Source organism: Bradyrhizobium sp. S3.7.6 (assembly GCF_054061875.1).
The window spans coordinates 4902420-4925709 of the sequence record NZ_JBSSEQ010000001.1 but is presented as its reverse complement, the minus strand read 5'-3'; the positions used below and the strand labels follow the sequence as shown (position 1 = coordinate 4925709).

General features: G+C 61.6%; 22 protein-coding genes and 4 pseudogenes. 15 read left to right on the top strand and 11 right to left on the bottom strand.

Annotated elements, in window-relative coordinates; genetic code table 11:
- The first annotated feature begins 56 nt into the window (after positions 1 to 56).
- On the top strand, positions 57 to 1058 hold the full coding sequence (locus ACVJ5M_RS23900) for an ATP-binding protein (protein WP_283016596.1): 1002 nt from the start codon (positions 57 to 59) through the stop codon (positions 1056 to 1058).
- A 131-nt stretch (positions 1059 to 1189) separates the two neighbouring features.
- Here ACVJ5M_RS23900 and ACVJ5M_RS23895 read toward each other — a convergent pair whose 3' ends face one another.
- Positions 1190 to 2206 (bottom strand): SphA family protein, encoded by a 1017-nt coding sequence (locus ACVJ5M_RS23895; RefSeq protein WP_283016597.1) that lies wholly within the window; start codon positions 2204 to 2206, stop codon positions 1190 to 1192.
- Between the two features lie 497 nt (positions 2207 to 2703).
- Here ACVJ5M_RS23895 and ACVJ5M_RS23890 point away from each other — a divergent pair, with 497 nt between their 5' ends.
- The 4 genes and pseudogenes from ACVJ5M_RS23890 to ACVJ5M_RS23875 form a co-directional block, all read left to right on the top strand.
- Positions 2704 to 2886: a hypothetical protein gene (locus ACVJ5M_RS23890; protein WP_283016598.1), complete on the top strand. Its 183-nt coding sequence runs from the start codon at positions 2704 to 2706 to the stop codon at positions 2884 to 2886.
- Between the two features lie 389 nt (positions 2887 to 3275).
- A pseudogene (locus ACVJ5M_RS23885) lies at positions 3276 to 3428 on the top strand (transposase); the annotation flags it as partial.
- A complete protein-coding gene (locus ACVJ5M_RS23880; protein ID WP_231142186.1) occupies positions 3395 to 4462 on the top strand; it encodes an IS3 family transposase in 1068 nt (355 codons plus the stop codon). The pseudogene ACVJ5M_RS23885 and the gene ACVJ5M_RS23880, both read left to right, overlap by 34 nt.
- Positions 4463 to 4501: 39 nt before the next feature.
- A pseudogene (locus ACVJ5M_RS23875) lies at positions 4502 to 5815 on the top strand (outer membrane protein); the annotation flags it as partial.
- A gap of 202 nt (positions 5816 to 6017) precedes the next feature.
- Here ACVJ5M_RS23875 and ACVJ5M_RS23870 read toward each other — a convergent pair.
- The 3 genes and pseudogenes from ACVJ5M_RS23870 to ACVJ5M_RS23860 all read right to left on the bottom strand — a co-directional run bounded on the left by ACVJ5M_RS23870 (position 6018) and on the right by ACVJ5M_RS23860 (position 8229).
- Positions 6018 to 6671 carry a MarC family protein gene (locus tag ACVJ5M_RS23870; protein ID WP_283016600.1) on the bottom strand — a complete coding sequence of 218 codons (654 nt, stop codon included), beginning with the start codon at positions 6669 to 6671 and terminating at the stop codon, positions 6018 to 6020.
- A gap of 12 nt (positions 6672 to 6683) precedes the next feature.
- Entirely contained in the window at positions 6684 to 7493 is an 810-nt protein-coding gene (locus tag ACVJ5M_RS23865) for an MIP/aquaporin family protein (protein WP_283016601.1), read from the bottom strand.
- 114 nt (positions 7494 to 7607) lie between these two features.
- Positions 7608 to 8229, bottom strand: a pseudogene (locus ACVJ5M_RS23860) (ParB-like protein).
- A gap of 379 nt (positions 8230 to 8608) precedes the next feature.
- On the opposite strand from ACVJ5M_RS23860, the pseudogene ACVJ5M_RS23855 reads away from it, so the two are divergent.
- Positions 8609 to 8830 (top strand): annotated as a pseudogene (locus ACVJ5M_RS23855) (hypothetical protein); the annotation flags it as partial.
- A 175-nt stretch (positions 8831 to 9005) separates the two neighbouring features.
- Here ACVJ5M_RS23855 and ACVJ5M_RS23850 read toward each other — a convergent pair.
- The 6 genes from ACVJ5M_RS23850 to ACVJ5M_RS23825 form a co-directional block, all read right to left on the bottom strand.
- Entirely contained in the window at positions 9006 to 10043 is a 1038-nt protein-coding gene (locus tag ACVJ5M_RS23850) for an HAD family hydrolase (RefSeq protein ID WP_283016604.1), read from the bottom strand.
- 77 nt (positions 10044 to 10120) lie between these two features.
- Entirely contained in the window at positions 10121 to 11830 is a 1710-nt protein-coding gene (locus ACVJ5M_RS23845; protein ID WP_428841227.1) for an arylsulfatase, read from the bottom strand.
- A 161-nt stretch (positions 11831 to 11991) separates the two neighbouring features.
- Positions 11992 to 13668, bottom strand: coding sequence for an arylsulfatase (locus ACVJ5M_RS23840; protein WP_283018879.1), 1677 nt, complete (start codon positions 13666 to 13668; stop codon positions 11992 to 11994).
- 114 nt (positions 13669 to 13782) lie between these two features.
- The gene (locus tag ACVJ5M_RS23835; protein WP_283016605.1) at positions 13783 to 14778 is read right to left on the bottom strand and encodes a formylglycine-generating enzyme family protein; all 996 of its coding nucleotides are present in this window, start codon (positions 14776 to 14778) and stop codon (positions 13783 to 13785) included.
- A gap of 401 nt (positions 14779 to 15179) precedes the next feature.
- On the bottom strand, positions 15180 to 16559 hold the full coding sequence (locus ACVJ5M_RS23830) for a LysM peptidoglycan-binding domain-containing M23 family metallopeptidase (protein WP_283016606.1): 1380 nt from the start codon (positions 16557 to 16559) through the stop codon (positions 15180 to 15182).
- Between the two features lie 109 nt (positions 16560 to 16668).
- The gene (locus tag ACVJ5M_RS23825) at positions 16669 to 17319 is read right to left on the bottom strand and encodes a protein-L-isoaspartate(D-aspartate) O-methyltransferase (RefSeq protein WP_283016607.1); all 651 of its coding nucleotides are present in this window, start codon (positions 17317 to 17319) and stop codon (positions 16669 to 16671) included.
- Positions 17320 to 17556: 237 nt separating this feature from the next.
- Here ACVJ5M_RS23825 and ACVJ5M_RS23820 point away from each other — a divergent pair, with 237 nt between their 5' ends.
- Positions 17557 to 17928 carry a response regulator gene (locus tag ACVJ5M_RS23820; RefSeq protein WP_028152469.1) on the top strand — a complete coding sequence of 124 codons (372 nt, stop codon included), beginning with the start codon at positions 17557 to 17559 and terminating at the stop codon, positions 17926 to 17928.
- A gap of 3 nt (positions 17929 to 17931) precedes the next feature.
- On the opposite strand, the gene surE is transcribed toward ACVJ5M_RS23820, so the two are convergent.
- On the bottom strand, positions 17932 to 18705 hold the full coding sequence (surE, locus tag ACVJ5M_RS23815) for a 5'/3'-nucleotidase SurE (protein WP_354100141.1): 774 nt from the start codon (positions 18703 to 18705) through the stop codon (positions 17932 to 17934).
- Between the two features lie 139 nt (positions 18706 to 18844).
- Here surE and ACVJ5M_RS23810 point away from each other — a divergent pair, with 139 nt between their 5' ends.
- The 8 genes from ACVJ5M_RS23810 to ACVJ5M_RS23775 all read left to right on the top strand — a co-directional run bounded on the left by ACVJ5M_RS23810 (position 18845) and on the right by ACVJ5M_RS23775 (position 23265).
- A complete protein-coding gene (locus ACVJ5M_RS23810) occupies positions 18845 to 20215 on the top strand; it encodes a tyrosine-type recombinase/integrase (protein WP_456679400.1) in 1371 nt (456 codons plus the stop codon).
- Between the two features lie 313 nt (positions 20216 to 20528).
- Positions 20529 to 20933: a helix-turn-helix domain-containing protein gene (locus tag ACVJ5M_RS23805; protein ID WP_354100139.1), complete on the top strand. Its 405-nt coding sequence runs from the start codon at positions 20529 to 20531 to the stop codon at positions 20931 to 20933.
- Between the two features lie 253 nt (positions 20934 to 21186).
- On the top strand, positions 21187 to 21813 hold the full coding sequence (locus ACVJ5M_RS23800; protein ID WP_354100138.1) for a hypothetical protein: 627 nt from the start codon (positions 21187 to 21189) through the stop codon (positions 21811 to 21813).
- Positions 21806 to 22159, top strand: a complete 354-nt coding sequence (locus ACVJ5M_RS23795) for a hypothetical protein (protein ID WP_456679399.1) — start codon at positions 21806 to 21808, stop codon at positions 22157 to 22159. Before ACVJ5M_RS23800 ends, ACVJ5M_RS23795 begins: the two co-directional genes overlap by 8 nt.
- A gap of 50 nt (positions 22160 to 22209) precedes the next feature.
- Positions 22210 to 22512: a hypothetical protein gene (locus ACVJ5M_RS23790; protein ID WP_354100136.1), complete on the top strand. Its 303-nt coding sequence runs from the start codon at positions 22210 to 22212 to the stop codon at positions 22510 to 22512.
- On the top strand, positions 22512 to 22823 hold the full coding sequence (locus ACVJ5M_RS23785; RefSeq protein WP_354100135.1) for a hypothetical protein: 312 nt from the start codon (positions 22512 to 22514) through the stop codon (positions 22821 to 22823). Before ACVJ5M_RS23790 ends, ACVJ5M_RS23785 begins: the two co-directional genes overlap by 1 nt.
- Complete coding sequence (locus ACVJ5M_RS23780) at positions 22820 to 23071, top strand: helix-turn-helix domain-containing protein (protein ID WP_354100134.1); 252 nt, start codon at positions 22820 to 22822, stop codon at positions 23069 to 23071. The genes ACVJ5M_RS23785 and ACVJ5M_RS23780 overlap by 4 nt, the downstream gene beginning before the upstream one ends.
- Positions 23071 to 23265 (top strand): hypothetical protein, encoded by a 195-nt coding sequence (locus ACVJ5M_RS23775; protein ID WP_354100133.1) that lies wholly within the window; start codon positions 23071 to 23073, stop codon positions 23263 to 23265. Before ACVJ5M_RS23780 ends, ACVJ5M_RS23775 begins: the two co-directional genes overlap by 1 nt.
- Positions 23266 to 23290: the final 25 nt, after the last annotated feature.

Below are 23290 nucleotides of genomic sequence, written 5' to 3'. Positions count from 1 at the left end.
CCACCTTGCGGCGCGGCCTCAGGCCCGATAAGGCTGCATTCTCAGGAACTTCGGACATGCCCAAAAAACCAAGCAAAAGCCCGGCCGGCAAAGGCCCCCGCACCCCTGCCAGGACGCCTGCCCGCGTCGCGGCAAAACGTCCCAAGGCACCCTCCAAGGTCGATAAGGCAGTCGCTAACCCAGCCCCGGACCTCCCCCAGGATCGCATCGTCCGCGCGCTGGAGACGATCGCGGCGCACCTCGCCGCCCAGGGCAAGCCGGCCGTCGAACGCGAATCGTTCGAGCGGACGGACGCCTATGTCTGGCACCCCGACGGCCGCCTCGCTGCGGTGCCGCGGGTCAGCCGCGTCGAGCTGTTCCTGCTGAAGGGCGTCGACCGGATGCGCGACATCCTGATGGAGAACACCGAGCGTTTCGCCAACGGCCTGCCGGCCAACAATGCCCTGCTCTGGGGCGCGCGCGGCATGGGCAAGTCGTCGCTGGTGAAGGCGGCGCATGCCAGCATCAACGCGGAGCGCAAACCGTCCGACAAGTTGAAGCTGATCGAGATCCACCGCGAGGACATCGAGAGCCTGCCCGCGCTGATGGAGCAGCTTCGCGCCTCGTCCTTCTACTTCATCGTGTTCTGCGACGACCTGTCCTTCGACGGCAATGATGCGTCCTACAAGTCGCTCAAGGCAGTGCTCGAAGGCGGCATCGAGGGCCGCCCCGAGAACGTCATCCTCTACGCCACCTCCAACCGCCGTCATCTGCTGGCGCGCGAGATGATCGAGAACGAGCGTTCGACCGCGATCAATCCCGGCGAAGCGGTCGAGGAGAAGGTCTCGTTGTCGGATCGCTTCGGACTGTGGCTCGGCTTCCACCGCTGCAGCCAGGACGAATATCTGGCCATGGTGCGGGGCTATTGCAGCCATTTCGGCATTGAGGTCGACGACGAGGCGCTGGAGCGCGAGGCGCTGGAATGGTCGACGACGCGCGGCTCCCGCTCGGGCCGCGTCGCCTGGCAGTTCGTGCAGGAGCTTGCGGGGCGGCTCGGCGTAAAGCTGACGGTGAATTAGCGGTCGGATCGCAACCCGGCTACGTACCGCCCTTCCCCGAAGGCGGGGGTCAACGCGTGCCTTGCTGCCACCGGTTGCCCGCGCGTTGCAAAGAATGATCAGCAAACTGACAAGCCGCAGCTTGATTGCTGCTAATATTTTCTGACGATGGGTTTTGTCGTCGGAGGTGCTCCGGGCGCGGGCGGCGAGATAGAGAAGGTGACCCAGGTATTCCAGCCTGATGGCCGGTTTTCCGCAGCGAACTCGCCGTAAGCTTTCAAATTGAGATAACCCTGCAGGTCGCCGACCGGAAACAGGAATCCAATCTGGGGGCCGATGCCGACCACCTGGGACTGAAAGCAGCCGACGCGGTCGCCTGAACCACTGTCGCAGCCGAGCTCCTTGTAGACATAACCCACGAGGCCAACCATGACCTGCTTCGACAGGAATTGCGATGCACCCCAGTCGAAGTGCATGTCGACGCCATTCTGATACTGCGTTGCAGTGTTCTTGAAATTGTAGGTGAAGCCGAGCACGCCGGAGAATTCGTGGCCGGTCTGCGGATTGAAATAGGTGTAGCCGCCGCCGACGTCGATCGCGGCGTGTCCGATGCCTATATTCGACAAGCGATCGGATTGGTAAGCGCCAATCGGGATGTCGCCCATGATATAGGTCATGTAATTGTGGACGCCGGCGTTCCAGCGCAATTGGAATACCGGCGCCACATCCCCAAAGCCCCATGTCGTGTCGCTGATCGTGTCAGACCGCGCGAAGGGGACGTTGTTGCCGAGCGGGCCCGTGAGCACGCCTGACAAGGTGCCTGCCAGGCTGGTGCCGACGACGCCATAGGCTGCTAACAGGGACACGGACGCCTGGCCGCCGAGCACCGGCGTTTGGAATACATAGGACGGGATCACAAAGCCAAGATTGCCGGTGGCGTTGACGTTCAAATTCAGTTTTGCGTCGACGGTAACATTGGCCGGGACTCGGTTGAGCGTGAACTCGCGCGCACGCGCGACGTCGGCGCCGGCGGAGACAGAGGTGTGATAGTAGATGTTTGCCAGCGACCAACCCGGCTGCAGCGGCGTAGCCGCCAAGCTTCCAAAAAAACCGGGGACCCAGAAGCTGACGCCGCCTTCATCGGCCGATGCACAATGGGAAAAAAACATGATCGACGGCGCCAAGACGAATGCAGCAACGCCAAGTCTGCGCCGACGTGCTGATTTCGGTCGCTCACTCCCCGCCGCAGCCAGTGCAACTTCCGCTGTCATGTCGTGCCTCGTAAGATGTGTCGCCTCCGAATACAACTCGGCGACAGCGTACCTCCCGAGGCGACCGGGCTCATCATGTAAAATTCAACGGGGATAGATCTGTCGTAAAAAAGATTAACGCTGCGACCAAAGAGCCACATTCGGTAACCCAAGTCCGATCGGGTGCCACGGCAGACCTACTGCAACCCTCTCATAGCTGGAAATGTTGAGTATGCAGTTTGTGCCACTGATTCCATTTTCGGCCCCCCACCACCGGGTGAGAAAAAAGCAAGCTCGCGTTACCGTTCGCCGGCGTCTCTTGCTGCAACGCGATGCCAGCCGATGTTAGGTCGCATATTGAACCTCACGACTGCTTATTGGTAATCGAGTGTGACCAAGAGCAAAGTTGCCAGACGATGAACCTCAAACTCACGCTCGTCGGCGTCGTTCTAGCGTCAGCCTTCGCCGCACCTGTGGCCGCTGGCCCATTCGAGGATGGAGTCGATGCTCACGCCAGAGGCGATTACGCCAAGGCACTGCGCCTTATTCGTCCGCTGGCCAATGATGGTGACGCCGCAGCCAATTCAATCTTGGGTTAATGTATGTGGCGAGCCACGGAGTGCTGAGTTTGCGAGGCATCGCGAACTGAGGCATGCGGCGCGGTTAGGGAGAGGGACTCAACCTCGTTGTTGCCGGAATGTCACCGCATCAGAAATTGCACGAATGGTTTGATCTGCATCAAACAAGTCGGTTGGCCGCAGAGTGCCTCTGGGAATAAGTTTCGGACTTGTGGCCTACCTTGAGGAGGCGACAGTGCAGAAAATTTTCCTTGCAGGTATTGCTGCTGCAGGATTGTTGAGCGGCTCTGCTCTTGCATCCGACTTGCCCACCAAAGCTCCCCTGTACCAAGCGCCGATCGTCGCGCTGACCTGCCCCTGCCGATTTCCTCCAGTTGAAGTTAGAGTCCGGCCTTCTGAAGGACGGACAGATGAAGCGAGCCAGGTTTACGGAAGAGCAGATTATTGGCGTGCTGCGTGAGCATGAGGCGGGTGCGAAGGCTGCCGATTTGGCGCGGAAGCATGGCGTCTCTGAAGCGACGCTGTACAATTGGAAGGCGAAGTTCGGCGGTCTGGACGTCTCCGATGCCAAGCGGTTGCGGCAACTCGAGGACGAGAACGCCAAGCTGAAGAAGCTGCTGGCCGAGCAGATGCTGGATGCTGCAGCGCTACGCGAGCTTTTGTCAAAAAAATGGTAGGGCCCGTCGCCAAGCGCGAAGCCGTCGCGCACCTGCAGGCCGTCATGGGTCTGGCGGAGCGGCGGGCCTGCGGCATCGTCGGCGCTGACCGCAAGATGGTTCGGTACCGATCGTGCCGACCGCCGGACACCGAACTACGCGGCCACTTGCGCGAGCTTGCTAATGCCCGTCGGCGGTTCGGCTACCGCCGGCTGTTCGTGCTGCTTCGCCAGCAGGGCGAGCCGTCCGGGCGGAACCGGATCTACCGTCTGTATCGAGAGGAAGGCCTCAGCGTGCGCAAGCGCCGGGCCCGCCGCCGCGCCGTGGGCACCCGAGCGCCGATACTGGTCGAGGCTCGGCCGAACGCCCGGTGGTCGCTGGATTTTGTCCACGACCAGTTCGCCAGCGGCCGTCGCTTCCGGGTCCTGAATATCGTCGATGACGTGACCCGGGAATGTCTGGCGGCCATCCCCGACACCTCGATCCAGGGGCGGCGGGTGGCACGCGAACTGACGGCGCTGATCAATCAGCGCGGCAAGCCGGGCATGATCGTCTCCGACAACGGCACCGAGTTCACCTGCAATGCCATGCTGGCCTGGTCGGAGGAGAACAAGATCGACTGGCACTTCATTGCGCCGGGCAAGCCGATGCAGAACGGCTTCTGTGAAAGCTTCAACGGCCGGATGCGGGACGAGCTTCTCAACGAAACCTTGTTCTTCGGCCTCGATCACGCCCGCGCCAAGATTGCGGATTGGGTCGGCGACTACAACGGCCAACGCCCGCATTCCTCGCTCGGCTATCTGACCCCTGCGGCCTATGCCGCCTACCTCACCGCAACGTGCGATCGGCTGCGCAACCCCGACCAGCTCCGCCGATCGCACGTTGCTCACACCGCGCCAAACGGCGTAACATCCGCCGAGACTCTAACCGCTACTGGGTGAAACTTCAGGGGCAGGTCAGCGCCACCCTATAATTGGTCAGGGTTCTATGTGGGCGCCAACTTCGGCGGTGCATGGTCCAACGGCGGCCTGAACATTCCCGGCAACAATCTTTATGGCGGGCTCAGCGAATTCGTTGGAGGCATGCAGGCGGGCTATAACTTCCAGGCCGGTCACTTTCTGTTTGGTGTCGAAGGTGAGTTCGATGGAGCCGGCTTCGGACATCCGGTCCTTCCTGCTCCGACATTAGGCTTTGTAGACCAGCACTGGATCGGCACCGTGGCGGGCCGTGTCGGCCTCGTGGATGATCGATGGCTCGTATTCGCCAAGCTTGGCGGCGGCTGGGTCAACAGCAGCGCTACTTTGAACCTCCCCGGCGCCGCTTGGAACGGGACCAGCACGAACACCGGCTGGTTGGCGGGCGCTGGCATCGAATACGGATTCAAGTCGCATTGGACCGTCAAACTCGAATACGATTATCTTGGGCTATCGAACTGGCGTTCTCCCACCGTCCCCTCGGTCGCTTTGAACCGCGACCTTCAAATGGTCAAAGCTGGCATCAATTATAAATTCGAAAGCGGCCTTCCCGCGGAGGCCGAGGCGCCAAAGCATTCCCACGAGCCTTCAGACGACGAAGATCTACAGAAGAAATCACAAAATCCGATCGCGGATTTGGTCAGCGTGCCGTTTCAGAGCAACACCAATTTCAATACCGGACCATTCAATCGCACCCAGGAAGTACTCAACATTCAACCCGTCGTGCCCATGCATCTAAACGACGACTGGAACGTGATCTCACGTACTATCATTCCGTTGGTGAGCCAGCCGAGTCCGTTCTTCGACAGCAACACCAACGGGATTGGAGACATTACTCAGTCGTTGTTTCTTTCCCCGACGAACCCGGGCAAGCTCATCTGGGGCGTTGGTCCAGTCTTCACTGTTCCGTCCGCCAACGATCCTATCCTCGGGACCGGTCGATATCTGTTCGGCCCGACGGCCGTGTTAGTGGTCACGCCCCCGCATTGGGTGATCGGCGTACTGCTCAATAACCAGTGGTCGGTCGGTGGCAATCCACTGCGACCGCCCGTGAACGCCTTCCTCGCCCAGCCCTTCGCCAACTACAACATGCCGCACGGCTGGTACCTGAACACATCACCCATCATCACCGCGGATTGGCTCGCGGCGTCCGGGGAGCGGTGGACAGTGCCGGTCGGCGGCGGTATCGGTCGGGTTTTCAGAGTGGGTGATCAACCGGTCAACGCATCGATTCAAGCCTATTACAACGCGATACGTCCGACTGGCGCTCCGGCCTGGTCACTGCGAACTACCGTCGCGCTTCTGTTCCCGGTGAAATGACGGGGCAACCTGGCGCGCAACGAGACGTGTGTCTCGGTTTCCGAAGTGGATGATCGCGTCCCTTGTACTGTGGGCCGACAACTTCCCGACGCCGCGTAATACGGTCCACCTCGGACTCGGTTCGGTTCAGACCAAATCTCCGATTGGCAGAATGCATCCGCGGTCAAGATCGCCCCGGAATTTGCGTGGCGCCACCAACAGCTCAACGCAGAATCGTCACACCATGCGTCTGCAGTGCCTCGATGACACCGTCGAAGATCAGCGCAACGCCCATCGCAGAGACGAAGAAGCCAACTATTCGGGTGATAGCATCGATCCCCATTGCGCCGAGCTTGTCGAAAAGTTTCCCGGCATATGCCAGACACAGGTAGGTGACGACCATCGTCGCGAAAATAGCCACGACGATCGCTACGAAAGAGGCCAGTTCCGCTGATGATCGCTTAATCGTGGCAGTCATGCCGAGGATGGTGGCGATGGCGCCTGGTCCGCACATGAGCGGCATCGCAAGCGGCACGAAAGCTATGTTGCCGCTTTGATCCGCACCGCTGGCTGGAATCACGCCACCGGAAGCGGATGGTGAAAATAGCTCAAAGCCGATCTTCATCAGGATGATCCCGCCGACGATGCGGACCATGCTCAGCGGCACGCCGAACAAGCGTAGGATCAGCGTTCCGAAGATCAGAAAAAAGAGCGATAGGAGCAGCGCATAGAGGCAGGCTTTCCATGCCACTTGGCGATGCGTGGCGGCGTCCTTGCCTTCCAACATCTTCAGATAGACCGGCAGGACCTCGAACGGATTTATTATCGCGAGCAATGTCGCGAACGTACCCACGAACAGCGAGAGTTCATGACCCATTATGCCTGCGCCTCACCCCTTCCCCGGGTGTTCGACTTCGGTGAAAAGGCTTCCCTGGGCGGCGCCTGAGCCTGCGCGGCCGCCGCCGGCACCGCGGAGCACCCATGCCGCACCCACTGCGAGAACTGCACCCACGAGTGGGCCTGCGACATACACCCAGTAGCTCATGAAGTCGGTTGCGACTAAGTTCGGGCCGAACGTGCGCGCGGGGTTCATCGACGCTCCCGAGATAGGGCTCCCCCACAGCCCGGCGAGCGCAATGTACGCGCCGACGCCGATCGCGCCCAATATCCCGATGTTCTGGGCGCCGGACGCCGTGCCGAGAATGACGCTGACGAGACCGAAGGTCAGCACGGCCTCCATCAGGAACGCATCGGACGCCGAGTATCCCGACGCGGGATAGTTCGACCCGTAGCTGGCCGACACGTTGATCACGGCGTGCAGGAACAGTGCCGCGAGCGTCGCCCCGATCAACTGCACGGCGATGTATCCCGGCACGCGACGCCACGGGAAGTCGCCACGCAGCGAGAACGCGATACTGACCGCGGGATTGAGGTGAGCGCCGGACACCTTGCCCATGAAGAGGATGATCGCCATCACCATCAGACCGGGTGCGACGACCGCAGCGGCACGGCTGATCGTGCCGGGAAAGGCCTGCCCCATCATGCCGCCACCGGCGGCCACGAGGACGAGGAAGAACGTTCCGAGCAGCTCCGAGAAGAGGCGGCGCCACTCTTGGCTCGGATCGTGGAAGTCGTTTAGCGATGCGACAAGCTCGTGATCCAGATGGCTCAGTGCTCTGTCGGCCTCTGCTTGCGCCATGATTGCTCTTTCCTCTGGTCGATGCCGCTGTCCGTTAGCCTCTCGCACCGGGCCAGCACGGCTCCTCGGGTCCTCGGCGGGCTTGCGGATTTTTCGAGCGGGCCAGGCATGCCTTCAATCCTCCAGGACGGGACCACACCAGCCGGGCAGGTAGCTCGCCTCCTCGTTTTTGGACAATTCCAGGGCTTGCTCGAGCGCGGCCTCGAAGTGGGTCTCTACGGTTTTGCGCTTGACCCGTCGACGCTAAAAAGTCCGCCCACAAGAACTCGCTGAACGGCGTCGTGTCTTTGGCGTACCCCCCGGCGCGCCGCAGTTCTCCCGCCAACGAGCGGAACGGATCGTCAACAAGCCCGGCCACGGTCTTCGGTAAATCCTTGTAAGGGCGCAGACGGCCCTCGTCGTCGTACGAATGCATCCAGCTGTGATTGTCCAGGACGAACCAGAACGAATCGGGCTCCAGCGTCCTGAGGTTTTTCACCACGGTAACCAGTACCTCTTCGACCCCTTCTTCATGGAGCGCACGCGCCAGGTGGTGATGATCGATGACGTAGTGGCGGTCCTTCGGGCCAAGCACGACCGGGATCATGTGCTTGCCCAAGAACTCGGCTCCTTTGTTTTTACTCTCGTCACGCCAGCGCTTGCGCTTCTCCTTGACCTCCCGAATGCCGACCGTCATCTGGGTCGGGCGCAGGTCTGCGATCGCAACGGGCTTGAGAATGGGTTCGCGAACCGACATCGTGCAGACTTCTTTGATCACTAGTCCGGAAATGTTCGCTTTTAGAAGAAGACGTCGTCGCCTCGTCAGCAACCCACCGCGGGGCCAGCCGCGTCCGGTCGGTCCCGATCACCAGACATTCTCAGCGCCCGTCGGCAAAGCCCGCCTTTCTAACAACGACCCTTCATTGTGCTCACGGTGGACTATTCCATTGATCTGGATCAACGGTCGGCCAAGACCCTTGACGCGCGCCCGTACCGGGGCGACACGGACATGATGGCGCTTCGTGATTGTGGTCGATGACGATGCGGCCATCCTGAAGCGTATGACGAATGCTGTTCGCAGGTTTAGCTTCGAATAGTCAATTCGAGGGAGTCTGACCATGAACATCACTCCCACCATGCGCGCATTGGTATGGTCGACCTCCGTTCTGGCTCTCAAAATTGGTCCGACCTTCGCCCAGCAGACCTCGGGAGCGCCGGGCTCACCCAGCGCCACGACGACGATAGACGGCAAATATCTCCCAAACCCGCCCGCGCCGTTCGGCGGAACGATCAATATGGATGCCAAGGATTCCAAACCCTATTGGCCACCGACCGTGGTGCCGCCCAAGGGGCGCCCAACGTCCTGCTGATGTCCGCCTTGCGTTAACAGCGGACGTCCGCGCCTCGAACGCGGTGCCGCAGGCGACAAAGATGGTCGGTGTGCAAATCCGGAATGCGTTGCGTGCCTCATGCCGGCAACCATGTCCACTGGCTATAGCCGTCCAGATAGCGCTTATGGGTCCTTAGAGGATGTCAGTCGAAGGCAAAGATGCGCTTCCAGTCCTTCTTCATGTCGACGACGGTCCACTTGTTGACGGCCGCGGCGTCCAGCGCGACGTCGAGTTTCCCGAAATGCGAGTCGCGGTCGTAGGCATATTCGCGTTCCGCATCGGTATGGTGGACGATCAGGCCGAACCGCGCGCCACTGGCGCCGAGCGTCGTCCATTGCAGCATTTCGAGATCGCCGTCGGAATTGCCGAAGGCGGCGATCGGACGCCGGCCGATGTGCTCGTTGATGCCGATCGGCTTTCCCGTCTTGTCATCGATAAAATTGATGTCGGGCAGCCGGAAGAGCGTTGGCGCACCGTCCTTGATCTCAAATCGGGTCTTGATCGACGATCCGACAACCTGTTCCGGCGGTATTCCGTAGATCCGCTCGGTCCAGGGCCGCATGAATTCGATGCCGCCTCCTGACACAATGAAGGTCTTGAAGCCGCTGGCCCGGAGATAAGCGAGCAGTTCGAGCATCGGCTGATAGACCAGTTCGGTATACGGCCGCTTGAAGCGGTGATCGTGCGCGGTCGCCAGCCAATCCGTGACAATCTTCTCAAACTCCGCCGTGGTCATGCCAGCATGCGTCACCGCAATCAGTTCGACCAATCCCTTTTCGCCGGATGCCATCACCGCCTTCAGATCACCGTCCAGCACCCCCGCGAACGGTTGCTTGGTCTTCCATTCCGGATTCATTGGCGCCGTAGCCTTTACGCGGTCGAGTACGAAGGCCAGTTGCACGTACATCGGCTGCTCGATCCAAAGCGTCCCGTCGTTGTCGAAGGTCGCGATGCGTTGGTCGACCGGTACGAAGAAGGGCCCGCCTTGCATCGTGACGCGGGCGACGAAGTCAAGAATCGAAGCCTTGGTCGCTCCCTCGTTCCAGGACGGCAGAGGATCGCTCTGCCCTTGTGCCACCGCGGAGGTGGAACGGAGTGAAACGGACAGTACCGGAAGCATCGCCAGGGACGAGAGAAGGACGCGACGATCGATAGCAGGTAAACGGATGATCGGCTTCATGGTCGACACCTTTCCATTGCCCAGCGGGCGCACGGAAATTCGGCGCGCCGGCCATAAATCAGTCGAAGCCCTGGCGACTACCTACTCACTGCCGCCCGGGCCGCCTCGATTTTCGCCTTCACGGCATCGAGGTTGAAGCTCGCGCCCTTTTGCATCGGCGGAAACTCGATCGCCGTCATCGCCAGCTTTTCCACCTGCTGCTGAACAAACACAAAGCGCCAAAATTCGTATTTGAACCAGTCGAAGTACTGTTGCGCGCCTTCTTTGGTCCCATTGTCGGGCCAGCCCGTGCGCTCGAACGGATCGAGGCGAAGGTTGGTCAGGTACGGCACGTCAGCCTTGGTCTTTTCGCCGAGCCAGCCTCTGGGCTGGTCGATGAAACGATACTTGAAGTCGTCGATGCGAACGGCACCGAGTTCGCTCTCGCCGAAGTAAAAGATTTCGTGCCGGTTCGACGGTCCCTTGCCGGTAATCATGTCCATCTGGTTATAGCCGTCCAGATAGCACTTATAGGTCGTGTCACCGATCTGTTTGCCCTTCTTCAGTTCCTCTGCAATGTTCGGGTTGCCGGCCGCCGCCAGGAAAGTCGGAAACCAGTCCAGACCGGAAATGATGCCGTTTTCGACCTTGCCGGCCGGCACCTTGCCCGGCCAACGGATCATGCAGGGTACGCGGAAGCCACCTTCCATGACGGTGCCTTTGCTCTGCGCGAAGGGCGTCTGTCCGCCATCAGGCCAGGTGAAGACCTCGGTGCCGTTGTCGGTGGTGAAGACCACGATGGTGTTGTCGTCCACGCCCATATCCTTGAGCTTCTGCATCACGAGGCCGACGTCGTCATCGAGCTGCGCCATGCCGGCTTCATGTATCGACCAGCCGTTCTTGGAGTTTCGTAGGGCCTGGTATTTGGGGGCGAGGTGGGTGACGATGTGCATCCGGGTGGGATTGAGCCACAGGAAGAACGGCTTGTTGTCGGCCTTGGCCTTCTCGATGAACTTGATCGCCAGGTCGCGAATTTCGTCATCTACGGTTTCCATCCTCTTGGGATAGAGCGTTCCGGCATCCTCGATCCTCTGTTTACCGACCTTGCCCCAGCGCGGATCGACCGCCGGGTCATCCACGTTGGTCGCATAGGTATGAAGCATGTTGCGCGGACCAACGACGTTCAGCAGGTCCTGCGGGTAATTGGGGTGCGCGGGGTCTTCCATTGCATCGAGGTGATAGAGATAACCGAAGAACTCGTCGAAACCGTGCATCGTCGGCAAGAATTCATTCTTGTCGCCAAGGTGATTCTTGCCAAACTGGCCAGTGGCGTAGCCCATTCCTTTCAACGCCGTGGCGATGGTCACGGCCTGCGCGGGTATCCCGATCGCTGCGCCGGCCTGGCCGACCGTGGTCATGCCGGTGCGGATTGGCAATTCACCGGTGATGAAGTTGGCGCGACCCGCCGTGCAACTTGCCTCGGCATAGTAATCGGTAAACAGCATGCCTTCGGCGGCGAGCTTGTCGAGATTGGGCGTCCGCCCCGCCATCAGGCCGCGGTGATAGGCGCCGATATTCCACATCCCAATATCGTCGCCCATGATGACGACGATGTTCGGCCGCTGCCCCGCTGGCGCGGGTGACGGTGTTGGCTGCTGCGCCTGCGCGGAACTTGTCAGCCCGACCGCGGCGAGTGCCGAGGCGGCGACAAGAGAACTCCCGCTCAGCAAGAGATCGCGGCGTTTCATTCCACTGCCCGATTGCGGAGTAGCGTCGTGGGAATCTCCAGGCGGAAGCTTGTTGCTCATGACGCGCTCCTCTTTGTTGTAATGCAATTGGTTCTGTTCGCTTAACGTGTCGGAAGCGGACGTGGCTCGCGGAGGTGCCGCGGGCCTTTATCGCTTTGCTCGCTATTCCGTTGGCGGGCGCCCCTTCGTGAGGCGCCCGCTTCGTCAGATCACGCTCGCGGCTAGTCGCTGCGACCGGCAGTTTTGGCCTGCTTGATCTGTTGCAGCACCTGATCGAGGTTATAGCTGGCCGGGTCCTGGAGCGGCGGGTACGCCTGATAGGTCTCCAGTTCCTTCAGCCAGAGCGCCTGGCCGATGGGCAGCATGTTCCAGTCATAGACGTAGGCGGTAGAAGGGGAGCCGATTACGCCGCCGAGGCCCATGAGCGTCTTGTATTGTGAACCGATCGAGGTCTCGAACGGGTCTCGCTTGATATTGACGACCTGGGCCCAGTGATAGGGAGCCGCTCCAGAAATAAAGCCCTGCGGGGCGTCGGACACCATCGTGAAGTAGATCTTCCAGTTCTTGTACCGCACCGCCGACGGGTCCTTGCCCGAATAGTAGAAGAAGGTGTCGCGCGCCGACGTTTCCGAACGTCCGGAAAGGTACTCGGTCTGATCGACGCCATCGAGCGTCGTCTTCACGATGCCGGGATATTGGCCGGCCTCGATCCGCTTCTTCAGCGCGTCTCCCTTTGCGCCGCCAGCGATGTTGACAAACGTCGGCAGCCAGTCGAGTGACGCGAAGATGTCGTTCTTGATGGTGCCGGGCTTGATGACGCCCGGCCAGCGAATGAGCGCCGGAGCGCGCATACCGCCTTCCCAGGTGCTCAGCTTGCCGCCCTTGAACGGAGTCGTGCCGCCGTCCGGAAAGGTGATGGTCTCGGCGCCGTTATCGGTCGTGAACACGATGATCGTGTTGTCGAGCTGACCCATGTCCTGGAGCTTCTTCAGCACATAGCCGATATTGTCATCCAACTGCTTCATGCCGGCCTCGTTGAGGCCCCAGTCCTTGCCGCCGGGCTCGCCGACCATGGCCGCGTACTTGTCATTCAGCACGGTCGTGATGTGCATGCGCGCGGGGTTGTACCAGACGAAGAAAGGCTTGCCCGTCGTCTTCGGATCATTGCGATCCATGAAGTCGATGACCTTGGACGAGATTTCCTCGTCGACACCCTTCGATCGCTCAAGCGTTAGCGGGCCCTGGTCGATGCATTGCTGAGTCCTGGATGTTCCATCGGACTTGCAGAACAGGACGTTGCGCGGAGGCGTCAGGCAAACCGTCGTTTTCGGATCGACCGCGCCCGGTACCTCCGGGATGCCGGGGATCGGCGTATTCTTGCAGGGCGGGGCAACCGACTGCTGGCTCGGAGTCTTGTTGATGTCCGGGAAGCTCACGCCCTGCATGGCGTCGAGGTGATACAGATAGCCCCAGTATTCCTGGAAACCATGCGCGGTCGGCAGCGCGTCGGTGTGGTCGCCGAGATGGTTCTTGCCGAACTCGCCGGTGTTGTAGCCGAGATCGAGCAGGAACTTGGCGAGCGCCGGGGTACCGGGCCGCAGATAGGACGGGCTGCCGGGCAGTTGCGGAGGAATCATGCCGGTGCGCAGCGGATGCATTCCGGTGAAGAAGGCGTTGCGACCGGCCGTGCAACTCTGCTCGGCATAGTAATGCGTGAAGATCGCGCCTTCATTGCCGATGCGATCGATGTTGGGCGTCTCGCCGACCATCAACCCGCGATGGTAGATGCTTGGCTGGTAGAGGCCGATGTCGTCACCCATGATAAAGAGGATGTTGGGCTTTTGCGCCGGCTGGGCGGCCACCGGCGTGCTGATCAATCCCGCCGACGGTATCATCATCGTCGCACCGAGCAGCGCCGCGCTGGACCGCTTGAGCCACCCTTGCTTCTTGCGTGGCATTGTGACCGAAAGCTCATCATTGAATACGCAATTCAACATGGCATCGCTCTCCCATTAAGATGCGTCAGAGGCTCCTCGCCTGATGCACCGAAATCCAAGATGACTTGTGGAAGTGTCGACCGGCTCCGCATGCCGCGCAGCCGGCCGGTAGCGTCGGCAGTAATTCGGCGCGCACAAATGCGAGCCGCCTTTGATGACCTTGCGTGGAATCTTGACGTTGGTCGTTCTTGGGTCGTAGCTATCGGCCTCGCGGCCGCCGCGCGGGTTCTCCGGAATGCAGCAGGCTTTTGCGGCGTCGGCTTCATGCTGAGGCGAGTACCAGTCGGACGTCCACTCCCAGACGTTGCCGATCAGATCGTGCAGCCCGTAACCGTTCGGCGGGAATGCCGTGACCGGCGATGTCCGTTCGAAGCCGTCGTCCCGGGTGTTCTGGCGCGGAAATTCACCCTGCCAGGTGTTGGCCATATGACGGCCGTCGGGCGTAAACTCATCTCCCCATGCGAACTCGGCGCCGTCCAGTCCGCCGCGCGCCGCAAATTCCCATTCGGCTTCGGTTGGCAAATCCTTGCCGGCCCATTTTGCGTAGGCGACCGCATCGCTGAAGGCCACATGCACGACGGGATGATCGTCCAGCCCACGGATATCGCTGCCCGGCCCGTAGGGATGCCGCCAGTCCGCGCCCTTGGCGAAGGTCCACCACTGGCTGAAATCCCGGAGACTGACCGGATACGCGGGCGGCGAGAACATCAGGGAGCCCGCATAGACCATGTGCGGAAGCATTCCCGGATAGTCCTTTGGATCGGGCACGATCTCGGCAACGGTGACGTGGCCGGTAGCCTTGGCGAACGCCTTGAATTGCCGGTTGGTCACTGGATGGCGATCCATCCAGAACGCATCCACGGTGACGCGGTGGACCGGCGCTTCCTCCGGATAGTGCCGATCCGAACCCATGCGAAACGTGCCGCCCGGCACATACAGCATCCCCTCGCCTGCAGGATGCTGGAGCGATTGCCCGCGATCAGGCGACGATTTCGTATCAGCCAGCTTCATGCCGATCTCCGGACCCGTGCGTCATTACCCAGCGCTGACACGGAGCCGGAACGGCAGATTTCAGAATTGATCCAAATCAAAGAGTCCTGGTCGCGTCCCTCATGACGGAGCTGGGCCACCAGCAAGCCCTGCCATGTCCGCTGCGCCATCGAAACCGAAGCAGCTTCAGGACATTAGGACATCTCCCCGGCAGCCATCGGCTACTTTGCATGGGGTTGTTTTTCGAAAATTGATTGTCCGGACACAAAAGCCTCAGTACGCCACGGTTCGAGGCAGCTTCTCGGCTTGGCGACCGCCGCCTCTGGAATACTGGATCGCCCGCACCAGTGCGCAATGCGCGCAAGGCGGGCGATGACAGCATACTCGTGGTGATTGCGTGCCCTACTCTGTGGGCCCGCGCGTCACGCCCCGTTCAGGAATTGAAGCGGGTCAACCGGGCTCGATCCCTTACGGATCTCGAAGTGGAGCTGCGGCGACGCCACCTCCCCGGATTGACCCGACTTGGCAATGACCTGACCGCGCTTGATGGTATCGCCGCGCTTCACCATCAGCTCACTCGCATGGGCATATGCGGTGACGTAGCCGTTGGAGTGCCGAACCAGGACCAGATTGCCGTAACCTTTGAGCTCGTTGCCTGAATAGGCGACGACGCCGTCTTCTGCCGCCTTGACCGGCGTACCCTCGGGCACCGCGAGATTGATGCCGTCATTGGACTTGCCATTGGTCTTGGCGCCGTAGCTCGTGACCACCTTGCCGCGCACCGGCCAGCGGAAGGTCGGCAGCGCGCTGGTGGTCTCCGCAGCTTTCGCCGGAGCCTCGGCGGCCTTCTCTTCGACATTGGCCGTGGCCTGGGCCAGACGCGCGCTTTGCACGGGTGCGGCGACAGCGGCCATCTTGGTGGCGGGCGCGGGAGCAACTGCAACGGGCTGCAGCGTGCCCGCGACAGGGGCCGCAGCAACCGGCGCCGCGACGGCGGCGGTCTTGGCACCCGGCACGGTCAGCCTGGTGCCGAGCTTGAGCTTGGCCGACGGAGCGAGACCGTTGGCACGGGCAAGCTCAGCCGACGAGATGTGGTTCTTGCGGGCAATGCTGGCGAGCGTGTCGCCGTGGTTGACGAAGTGCGTGCTCGGCGGCGCGGCGGCTGCAACCGGCTTCGCAGCAGGCGCCATCGCGGGAGCCGCCGCGACAGGAGCCATCGCCGGTGCGGGCGCAGCCGCTGTGGCCGGATGCGGGATGATCAATTGCTGGCCGGGCGAGAGCGCGCGCGGGCCCTTGTAGCCGTTGGCGGCGAGGATCGCCTGCGGCGTGACGCGATAGCGCTTGGCGAGCACGTCGAGCGTGTCGCTGGTGCCGACGATGATTTTGGTCCCGCCGGCCGGCTGGGCGGCCGCGACCGAGCGCGGCGGCACGGTGGCCGTGGTCTCCAGATGCGGCTGCGCCGGGGGCGCGTAGGAACTCACGCCGCGACCACCTCCGGACACCCCGCCACCCGCCGCAACCGGATAGGATTGCGGCGCGGAGACCGCCGGCGGCGGCAAGGGCTGTGACTGATAATAACCGGGCTGCGTCTGCGGCCGCGAATATTGCGGCAGCTCACGCTGCGGCGGCGGTGCCTGCTGCACCGAGCCGGTCTGCTCAGACGCGAAAGGATTGGAGAAATTCGACTGGGACAGCCGCGACTGCATGTCGGCGCTGCACCCTGCGAAGCTGAACGAGATCAGCGCCAAGACCGCAACCTGCGGCACGCGGCGCGAGTAAAGCAACTCGGCGACTACAGACATGGTTACTCACTCGTACGCAACAGAACTGGTCTTTTAAGTAAACACGTCGCGAGTAAATAACGGCTTAACCCTCCCAATAAGATGTTGGCGGCACAACCGATCCGGAAATCTACAGCTCCCGCGCCACCCCGGGCAGCGCCGGCACGAAGCGGACCTCGACGAGTTCCTTGCGCTCGATCCCGGCTTCGGTCCGGCTGAAGCGGACCAGCGTCTGCACACCATGGTGCGGGCCGATGGGTGCGATCAGGATGCCGCCGACCTCCAGCCGCTCGACCAGGTTCTCCGGAAGCTGCTCCATCGCGGCGGTCACGATGATGCGGTCGAACGGGCCGATATTGGCCGGCAGGTTGAGGCCGTCGCCGAGCATCACCTCGACATTGTGACAGTCGAGCTTTTCGAGCCGGGCGCGTGCCGCCTCCGCGAGCTTGCGGTAGCGCTCGACGGTCAGCACCTGGCCTGCGAGCCGCGACAGCACGGCGGCCTGATAGCCTGAGCCGGCGCCGATCTCGAGCACGCGGTGCTTCTTCTGGAGTTGGAGCTGCTCGGTCATGTAGGCGACGACGAAGGGCTGGCTGATGGTCTGCCCGCAGGCGATCGGCAGCGCGCTGTCACGATAGGCGGCGTCGCGATCGGTCTCCTCCACGAACAGATCGCGCGGCACCTCCTCCATGGTCCGCAGCACCGCCTGATCGCTGATGCCCCGGCGCCTCAGCGAGAGCTGAAACATCATCTTTTCCGGCGGGTGCTGATCGGAGGTCATCGCTGCTTATCGTCTCGTCGGGTCCGGGGCCACGTGTCTCGTTAAGACCCGGGGCAGGAATCCTGTTCCTACCCAGGAACCCATGATAGCCGTTCGGGCGCGATATTGGACCATAAATCGGCTTGCAACGGGTTGGCTGCAAAGAGCATTTTCGGGTGTCCGCTCGCCGAAACGCGCATTGCGTCGATTCGCGTTATCTGCGAACGTTTTCCGCAAATGGGCAAGGACTCAACGACTATGACCGCGACCGGACCTTCGGGCCGCTCTGTATTCCTCGTCGAGGACGAGGTGATGATCAGGATGATGGTCGCGGATATGCTCGAAGAGCTCGGCTACAAGGTGGCCGCCGAGGCCGGCGATATCACCGAGGCCCTGCGGCTCGCCCAGGCGACCGAGTTCGACATCGCCATTCTCGACGTCAACGTCAACGGCAAGGTCATCTCTCCGGTCGCCGATGTCATCAGGGCGAAGGGCTGCCCGTTCATCTTCGCCACCGGCTACGGCTCCTCCGGCCTGCCCGAGCAGTACCGCGACCGGCCGGCCCTGCAGAAGCCGTTCCAGCTCGACGCGCTCGGCAAGACCATCGAAGCCGCCCTTCGCGGCGGCTAGCGATTACTTCAGCGTCGCGCTCAGCGCTTCGGAAAACGCCTCATTGGTGCGGTCGAGCCGGAGCGGCGTGACGGAGACATAGCGCTCGCGCAGCGCCGCCAGATCGGTGCCTTCGGCAGGCGTGTCCATCATCGCGGCGCGCTCGAAGCCGATCCAGAAATAGGGATTGTTGCGGCCGTCCCTGCGCTCGTCGATCCTGAGGAAGCCGAGATTGCGCTTGCCCTGGCGGGTGACGCGGATGCCGAGCACCTCCTCCGGCGTACAGGCCGGAAAATTGACGTTGATGACGGTGTCCTTCGGGATGCCGGCGGCGATCACCTTGCGCAGGATGTCGGGTCCGAATTTGAGCGCGGTATCCCAAAGCGGGCGCTCGCGCGCCTCGACGCTGAACTCCTGCGACAGGGCGAAAGACGGCAGCCCCAGGATGGTGCCCTCCAGCGCGCCGGCGATGGTGCCGGAATAGACCACGTCCTCGGCGACGTTGCGGCCCTTGTTGACGCCGGACAGTACGAGGTCCGGTGGCTTGGTGCCGAGGATATGGCGCGCGCCCATGATGACGCAGTCGGTCGGCGTGCCGCGCACCGCGAAGTGGTTTGGTCCGACCTCGCGCAGCCGTAGCGGATCGTTCAGCGAGAGCGAATGCGACACGCCGGACTGGTCGAGCTCGGGCGCAACGACCCAGACGTCATCGGACAATGCGCGCGCGATCTCCTCGACGACCTTGAGGCCGGGGGCGTGAATGCCGTCGTCATTGGTGCAGAGGATACGATAGGTCATTGGGAATGCTCATGAAATCAGGGAAAGCCTACAAAACAAGGGTGTTCGCTTTTATCATCGATTCCCTCGTTTCACGGCCAGCCCGTCGTTTTTTGACACCTGATTAGACCCATCTAACGCATCTAACACTGGGGCGCACATGCCAGTCTTCATCACCGACAAGCACCTTAAGGCCGAGGCCAGCACCAAGACCTACAGCGACGGCGGCCCGAAGGGCCAGAAGGGTTTCGTGCTGCGGGCCACCCCGAAGGGGGCGTTCACGTTCTATTACCAATACCTCAACAAAAAGACCGGCAAGCGCGACTGGGAAAAGATTGGGGATAACCCCGAGTGGTCAACCGCACGGGCCCGCGCGGAGGCTGGCCGCCTCGCCGGGCTGGTCTCGCTGGACAAGGACATCCGCGAGGTGCGCGCTCAGCAATGCACCGAGCAGCGTGCCATGGGCACCAGCTTCCGGCGGGTTCACGACGACTACATCGCCTACTGTTCCGAACTCGTTGACCGCAAATGGGGCCGGGTTCCCCGGAAGGAAACTTGGGCCAACATCCAGTCCGCACTGAAGCGTCCGCTGGAGTGGTGGGGCGACAAGGTCGTCAGCGAGATCACCCCGATGGACGTCAAGAAGCTCTACGACAGCGTCGTCGCGGAGGGCTATCCGGCGCAGGCCAACAATATGCGGGGCCAGATCGGCACCCTGTTCAATTGGGCCATGCACGAGGAGCGCCAGTATGTCGCGAAGAACCCGGTCGTGAAGCAGTTGGAGGACGACAAGGTTCTGGAGAAGGCCGACATCGAGGATGGGCGCGTCATGGACATTGAGGAGCTGCGCCGGTTTTGGTTCGGTCTCGACGACCCGGATTGTCCCGGCTCCCGGCTCAGCAAGCTGGCGCTGAAGCTCTCGCTCGTCACGCTGCTGCGCACAGGTGAATGCGTGAAGATCGAGCGCGAGCTGGTCGGCCCCTCGCACGTCACCATCCCGCTAAAGCACGTCAAGAGCCGCAAGGCCAAGAAGGCTCGCCCCGTCGTGCAGCCGCTCAACAGCCTCGCGCGCGACATCCTTGGCGAGGTCTTCAGCATCGGCAAGGCCGACCGCGACTATGCATTCCCCGGCGCCCGCACACGTCGCGCTAAGCCGATGAGCCAGCAGTCGCTGGGGCAGTTGATGAGCCGCACGACAGAGCATGCCAACGGCTATATGGGCATTAGCGAGTACCTCTGCCTCGAGGATGTCACCCCGCACGATTTGCGCCGCACCGGAGCCACCATCCTCTCGGAGCTGGGCTACACCGACGCGGAGATCGGCCGCGTGATGACGCACAAGACCGCCGACGACGACGCCGCGCCCGTGACCCGCGAACGCTATATCGTTTCCAAGCGGGTGCTGACCATGAAGCCAGTGATCGACCGACGTGTCGATATGCTCAATCACCTCGACATGGTCCTGCGAGAGGAGCTTGGCCTGCCGGTCGCGCAGGCGTTAGCGGTTCCGCTGAAGCGGCTCGCCGCATAGCGAGATGCGTGTCATCGCATAGCTCTATGCAATTCGTGCCAACGCAAGGCCGGTGCCATCCGCACCGGCCTTTGCCGTTGCTCGTACCGGTTTTAGATCACAAGCGCTCTCGCAATTGCGACTGGCCGCCTTGTGTGAAAAAAGCAACCACGATCCCACATCTCGTGAGCGTCAGCCCGCATTTCGTGGGCGTCAGCCCGCATCTCGTGCAACTTTTTCGCATCGCGTAGGTCGCTCTCACGATTGCTACTCGGATTGCCCGCTCAAAATTGCTAGCTGGCCGCGCTGGGTGGGCTGTCAGGGAAAATGAGCAATGGCGCTCCCAATTCCGCTAAAACTGTCCGAGGCCTGCCGCGCGCTGGCCGAGATGTTCATTGATCTCTGCTTCGCCTTCCATGCCAGCACGCACCCGGCTGGGCAGGAGCCAGCCGAGATCGACCTCAACCTGACCCTGGTCGCGGTGGCGGCGATGCTGGGCCACGCCGAGGGCCATGCGATGAACGCCAGCGAGATCGCCGCCCGGCTCAACATGCCGCGCACGTCCGCGCTGCGGCGGCTGGACGCGCTGGAGGATATTGGCCTGCTCAAGCGGGCCAGGGGCCGCTATTACCTTGAGCCCTACCGCGCCGCGCACACACCGAACTTCGATAGGTTCGCGTTGATTCTGTCCAAGGGCTTCGCGGTGATCGGCCCGCTCCTGTCCAAATTGGACACTTAAATTTTTAAAAGGGAAATATTTCTACTGTGCGGTCGCAATGGTTGGTACCTAAACCGCCGGTGTTGATCGCCCTTCACTCACAACCGCGCGCGTCTTCTTCCGGCCTTAATGTGGCATTTCAAATAATTTTCGACTCGACAGGAACGAGTCTTTTGTCACATTCTTTACGACCACAATCACAAGGGGATGGCGAATGCCTAAGAACCAGCCGCTCGTCGAGCGGATCGAAATACGTTCAGTCTGTAGCAAGGAAATGGTCGGCGAGACCATCTCAGCCCTCACCAAGCTGGGACATCAGGAGATTTCGTTTGAGGTCGTCACCGTGGTTCCGACCTTTGCGCAGCGCAGCAGCCCCGCGATCTCAGCCGAAGACTTCCTGACCGAATGGGTCAAGGACAATCCGACGTTTCGCCCCCGTGATGCCGCGTCTGCGTTCAAGGCAGATGGCCGCGCCCCGACCAGCGTCTACGCCGCGCTCACCAATCTCGTCGAGAAAAAGGTGTTGAAAAAGCTCGGCCCCGGCAACTACGCCAGCGTCGATGTCAAACACCTCGAACCGCCGAAAGCGTCACCGGCAACGCGCCACGCGGTCAGTCATAAAGACTTCGCGCTACGCTGTGCGCGACGCAACCACGGTCGCGTCACCGCCTCCGGACTCAAGGACCAGTTTGAAAAGGATGGACGCAACCGCGACAGCGTTTCGACCACCATCAACGAATTGCTCAACGCCAAGCAGATCAAGCGTGTCGGCGAAGGCTCCTATGTTCTGCTCGCCGCGCACGCCAAAACGAAAAAGGACAAGAACCCCGCCAGGGAAGCCAAGCCCGAAGAGCATCGCAGCAATGGCAGCGCCGAGCACGTTGAGGTGACACATGGCTAAGGGTTGGCTGACACGCTCTTATAACTTCATCGATAAAGATCCCGAGATCGATAATTTCAGGACGATCTGGCAGAAAGAGCGCATCAAGGAGACCGACCTCGCAGTGCTCGCCGGGCTCTCGGCCTCCACCGTCAAGAATATGTTTGGCGGCGAGACGCGCCGCCCGCAGCACGCCACTTTCGCCAAGATGGCGGGCGCCATGGGCTACAAATACGGCCTCCAGCGCGACGACAGCCCCGACTACGGCAAGGAGATTCCGCGCGCCCGCGAAGAGTACGCCGCGCACCGGGAGGCACTGCGCAAAAAGCGTGAGAAAGCCAACAAGACCAACGGAAAGAAGAAGTAGCACCACGGCGGACCACGGCGGTGGTCCGAGTGTGTGGAAGGAGCGCAACCATGACGAACGAAGAACGCAAAATTTTCTTCAGCGACGCCGACGAGGCAAAGGCGTGGGGTGAAACATCGAGCAAAACGGAGGCGCTGCTTGAAATCGTTAGTGACCTCCTGCAAGTCGTCGCCGAGGACGCCAACGCCGCAGATCAACGCGACATCATCTCCACCTGCACCAACCACATGGTCGAGGCCATCCACAAGATCGGCCCCACAACCAAGGAAGCAGACGCGCTGATCGCGCAGATCGTGGAGGAAATACAGCAAAGCCTCAGGGACATTCGAGCGAACGACGATACTGGTCAGTAATGGACGGCATGACCGCAACGGACATCGACGAGATGATCGACCGGGTGATGACCGAGAACTGGCAAGCTCACCAGCGCGGCATCCTGCCAACGTGGACGATCTTCCACAGGCCGAGGGACTGGCCCAAGGGTTACGTCGCGCGGCGATTCGAGATCAACGCCGACGGCGGCGAGGCGACCGACACTGCCTTCGTTGGCGACGACACGCCGGAAGCATTGACCATGCTGCGCCACATCTTCAGCTGCGCTGGGCTCGTCTGCCTGAAGCGCAACCACGAAGATCACGGCAGCGTGGTGGAGACATGGGTATGAGACAGCAACACGAGCCGGTCGAACCGATCACCGATGTCGCGCGCGGGATCGCGCAACGCCTGCAAGCGTTCAGAATCGCGCGCGGGCTCAGTCGCGCCGAGCTGGCCGACCTGATCGACACCACCGAGGCCGAGATCATCGCGTGGGAGACCCCGACCGAAGTGATCTATACCGACGAGGCGGTGACGATTTGCAAGGCCCTGCGGATCGATCCGCACGAGCTGCTGGGCTGGCAGACGAAGCAATAATGACCGACGAGACGACGACCATCGAGGTCACCGCCGAGCAGCTCATCACCTTGCAGGCCGCCGTCGCCCGGCTGATCGACAACTACAAGAGCTGGAGCCAACTTACCCAGCTCGATGAGCGCGACAATATCGCGCGGCTGGAGGACGTTCAGAGCGTCATCGGCAAGCCACCGAAAGGAACACCCGGCCTGTGATCACCGAGATCCTGGCCCAGATTCG

Coding starts and splice junctions, on each gene's coding strand:
- ACVJ5M_RS23900 (WP_283016596.1), top strand. CDS start 57: ATGCCCAAAAAACCAAGCAAAAGCCCGGCCGGCAAAGGCCCCCGCACC.
- ACVJ5M_RS23895 (WP_283016597.1), bottom strand. CDS start 2,206: ATGTTTTTTTCCCATTGTGCATCGGCCGATGAAGGCGGCGTCAGCTTC.
- ACVJ5M_RS23890 (WP_283016598.1), top strand. CDS start 2,704: ATGAACCTCAAACTCACGCTCGTCGGCGTCGTTCTAGCGTCAGCCTTC.
- ACVJ5M_RS23870 (WP_283016600.1), bottom strand. CDS start 6,671: ATGGGTCATGAACTCTCGCTGTTCGTGGGTACGTTCGCGACATTGCTC.
- ACVJ5M_RS23865 (WP_283016601.1), bottom strand. CDS start 7,493: ATGGCGCAAGCAGAGGCCGACAGAGCACTGAGCCATCTGGATCACGAG.
- ACVJ5M_RS23850 (WP_283016604.1), bottom strand. CDS start 10,043: ATGAAGCCGATCATCCGTTTACCTGCTATCGATCGTCGCGTCCTTCTC.
- ACVJ5M_RS23845 (WP_428841227.1), bottom strand. CDS start 11,830: ATGAGCAACAAGCTTCCGCCTGGAGATTCCCACGACGCTACTCCGCAA.
- ACVJ5M_RS23840 (WP_283018879.1), bottom strand. CDS start 13,668: ATGATGATACCGTCGGCGGGATTGATCAGCACGCCGGTGGCCGCCCAG.
- ACVJ5M_RS23835 (WP_283016605.1), bottom strand. CDS start 14,778: ATGAAGCTGGCTGATACGAAATCGTCGCCTGATCGCGGGCAATCGCTC.
- ACVJ5M_RS23830 (WP_283016606.1), bottom strand. CDS start 16,559: ATGTCTGTAGTCGCCGAGTTGCTTTACTCGCGCCGCGTGCCGCAGGTT.
- ACVJ5M_RS23825 (WP_283016607.1), bottom strand. CDS start 17,319: ATGACCTCCGATCAGCACCCGCCGGAAAAGATGATGTTTCAGCTCTCG.
- ACVJ5M_RS23820 (WP_028152469.1), top strand. CDS start 17,557: ATGACCGCGACCGGACCTTCGGGCCGCTCTGTATTCCTCGTCGAGGAC.
- surE (WP_354100141.1), bottom strand. CDS start 18,705: ATGACCTATCGTATCCTCTGCACCAATGACGACGGCATTCACGCCCCC.
- ACVJ5M_RS23810 (WP_456679400.1), top strand. CDS start 18,845: ATGCCAGTCTTCATCACCGACAAGCACCTTAAGGCCGAGGCCAGCACC.
- ACVJ5M_RS23805 (WP_354100139.1), top strand. CDS start 20,529: ATGGCGCTCCCAATTCCGCTAAAACTGTCCGAGGCCTGCCGCGCGCTG.
- ACVJ5M_RS23800 (WP_354100138.1), top strand. CDS start 21,187: ATGGTCGGCGAGACCATCTCAGCCCTCACCAAGCTGGGACATCAGGAG.
- ACVJ5M_RS23795 (WP_456679399.1), top strand. CDS start 21,806: ATGGCTAAGGGTTGGCTGACACGCTCTTATAACTTCATCGATAAAGAT.
- ACVJ5M_RS23790 (WP_354100136.1), top strand. CDS start 22,210: ATGACGAACGAAGAACGCAAAATTTTCTTCAGCGACGCCGACGAGGCA.
- ACVJ5M_RS23785 (WP_354100135.1), top strand. CDS start 22,512: ATGGACGGCATGACCGCAACGGACATCGACGAGATGATCGACCGGGTG.
- ACVJ5M_RS23780 (WP_354100134.1), top strand. CDS start 22,820: ATGAGACAGCAACACGAGCCGGTCGAACCGATCACCGATGTCGCGCGC.
- ACVJ5M_RS23775 (WP_354100133.1), top strand. CDS start 23,071: ATGACCGACGAGACGACGACCATCGAGGTCACCGCCGAGCAGCTCATC.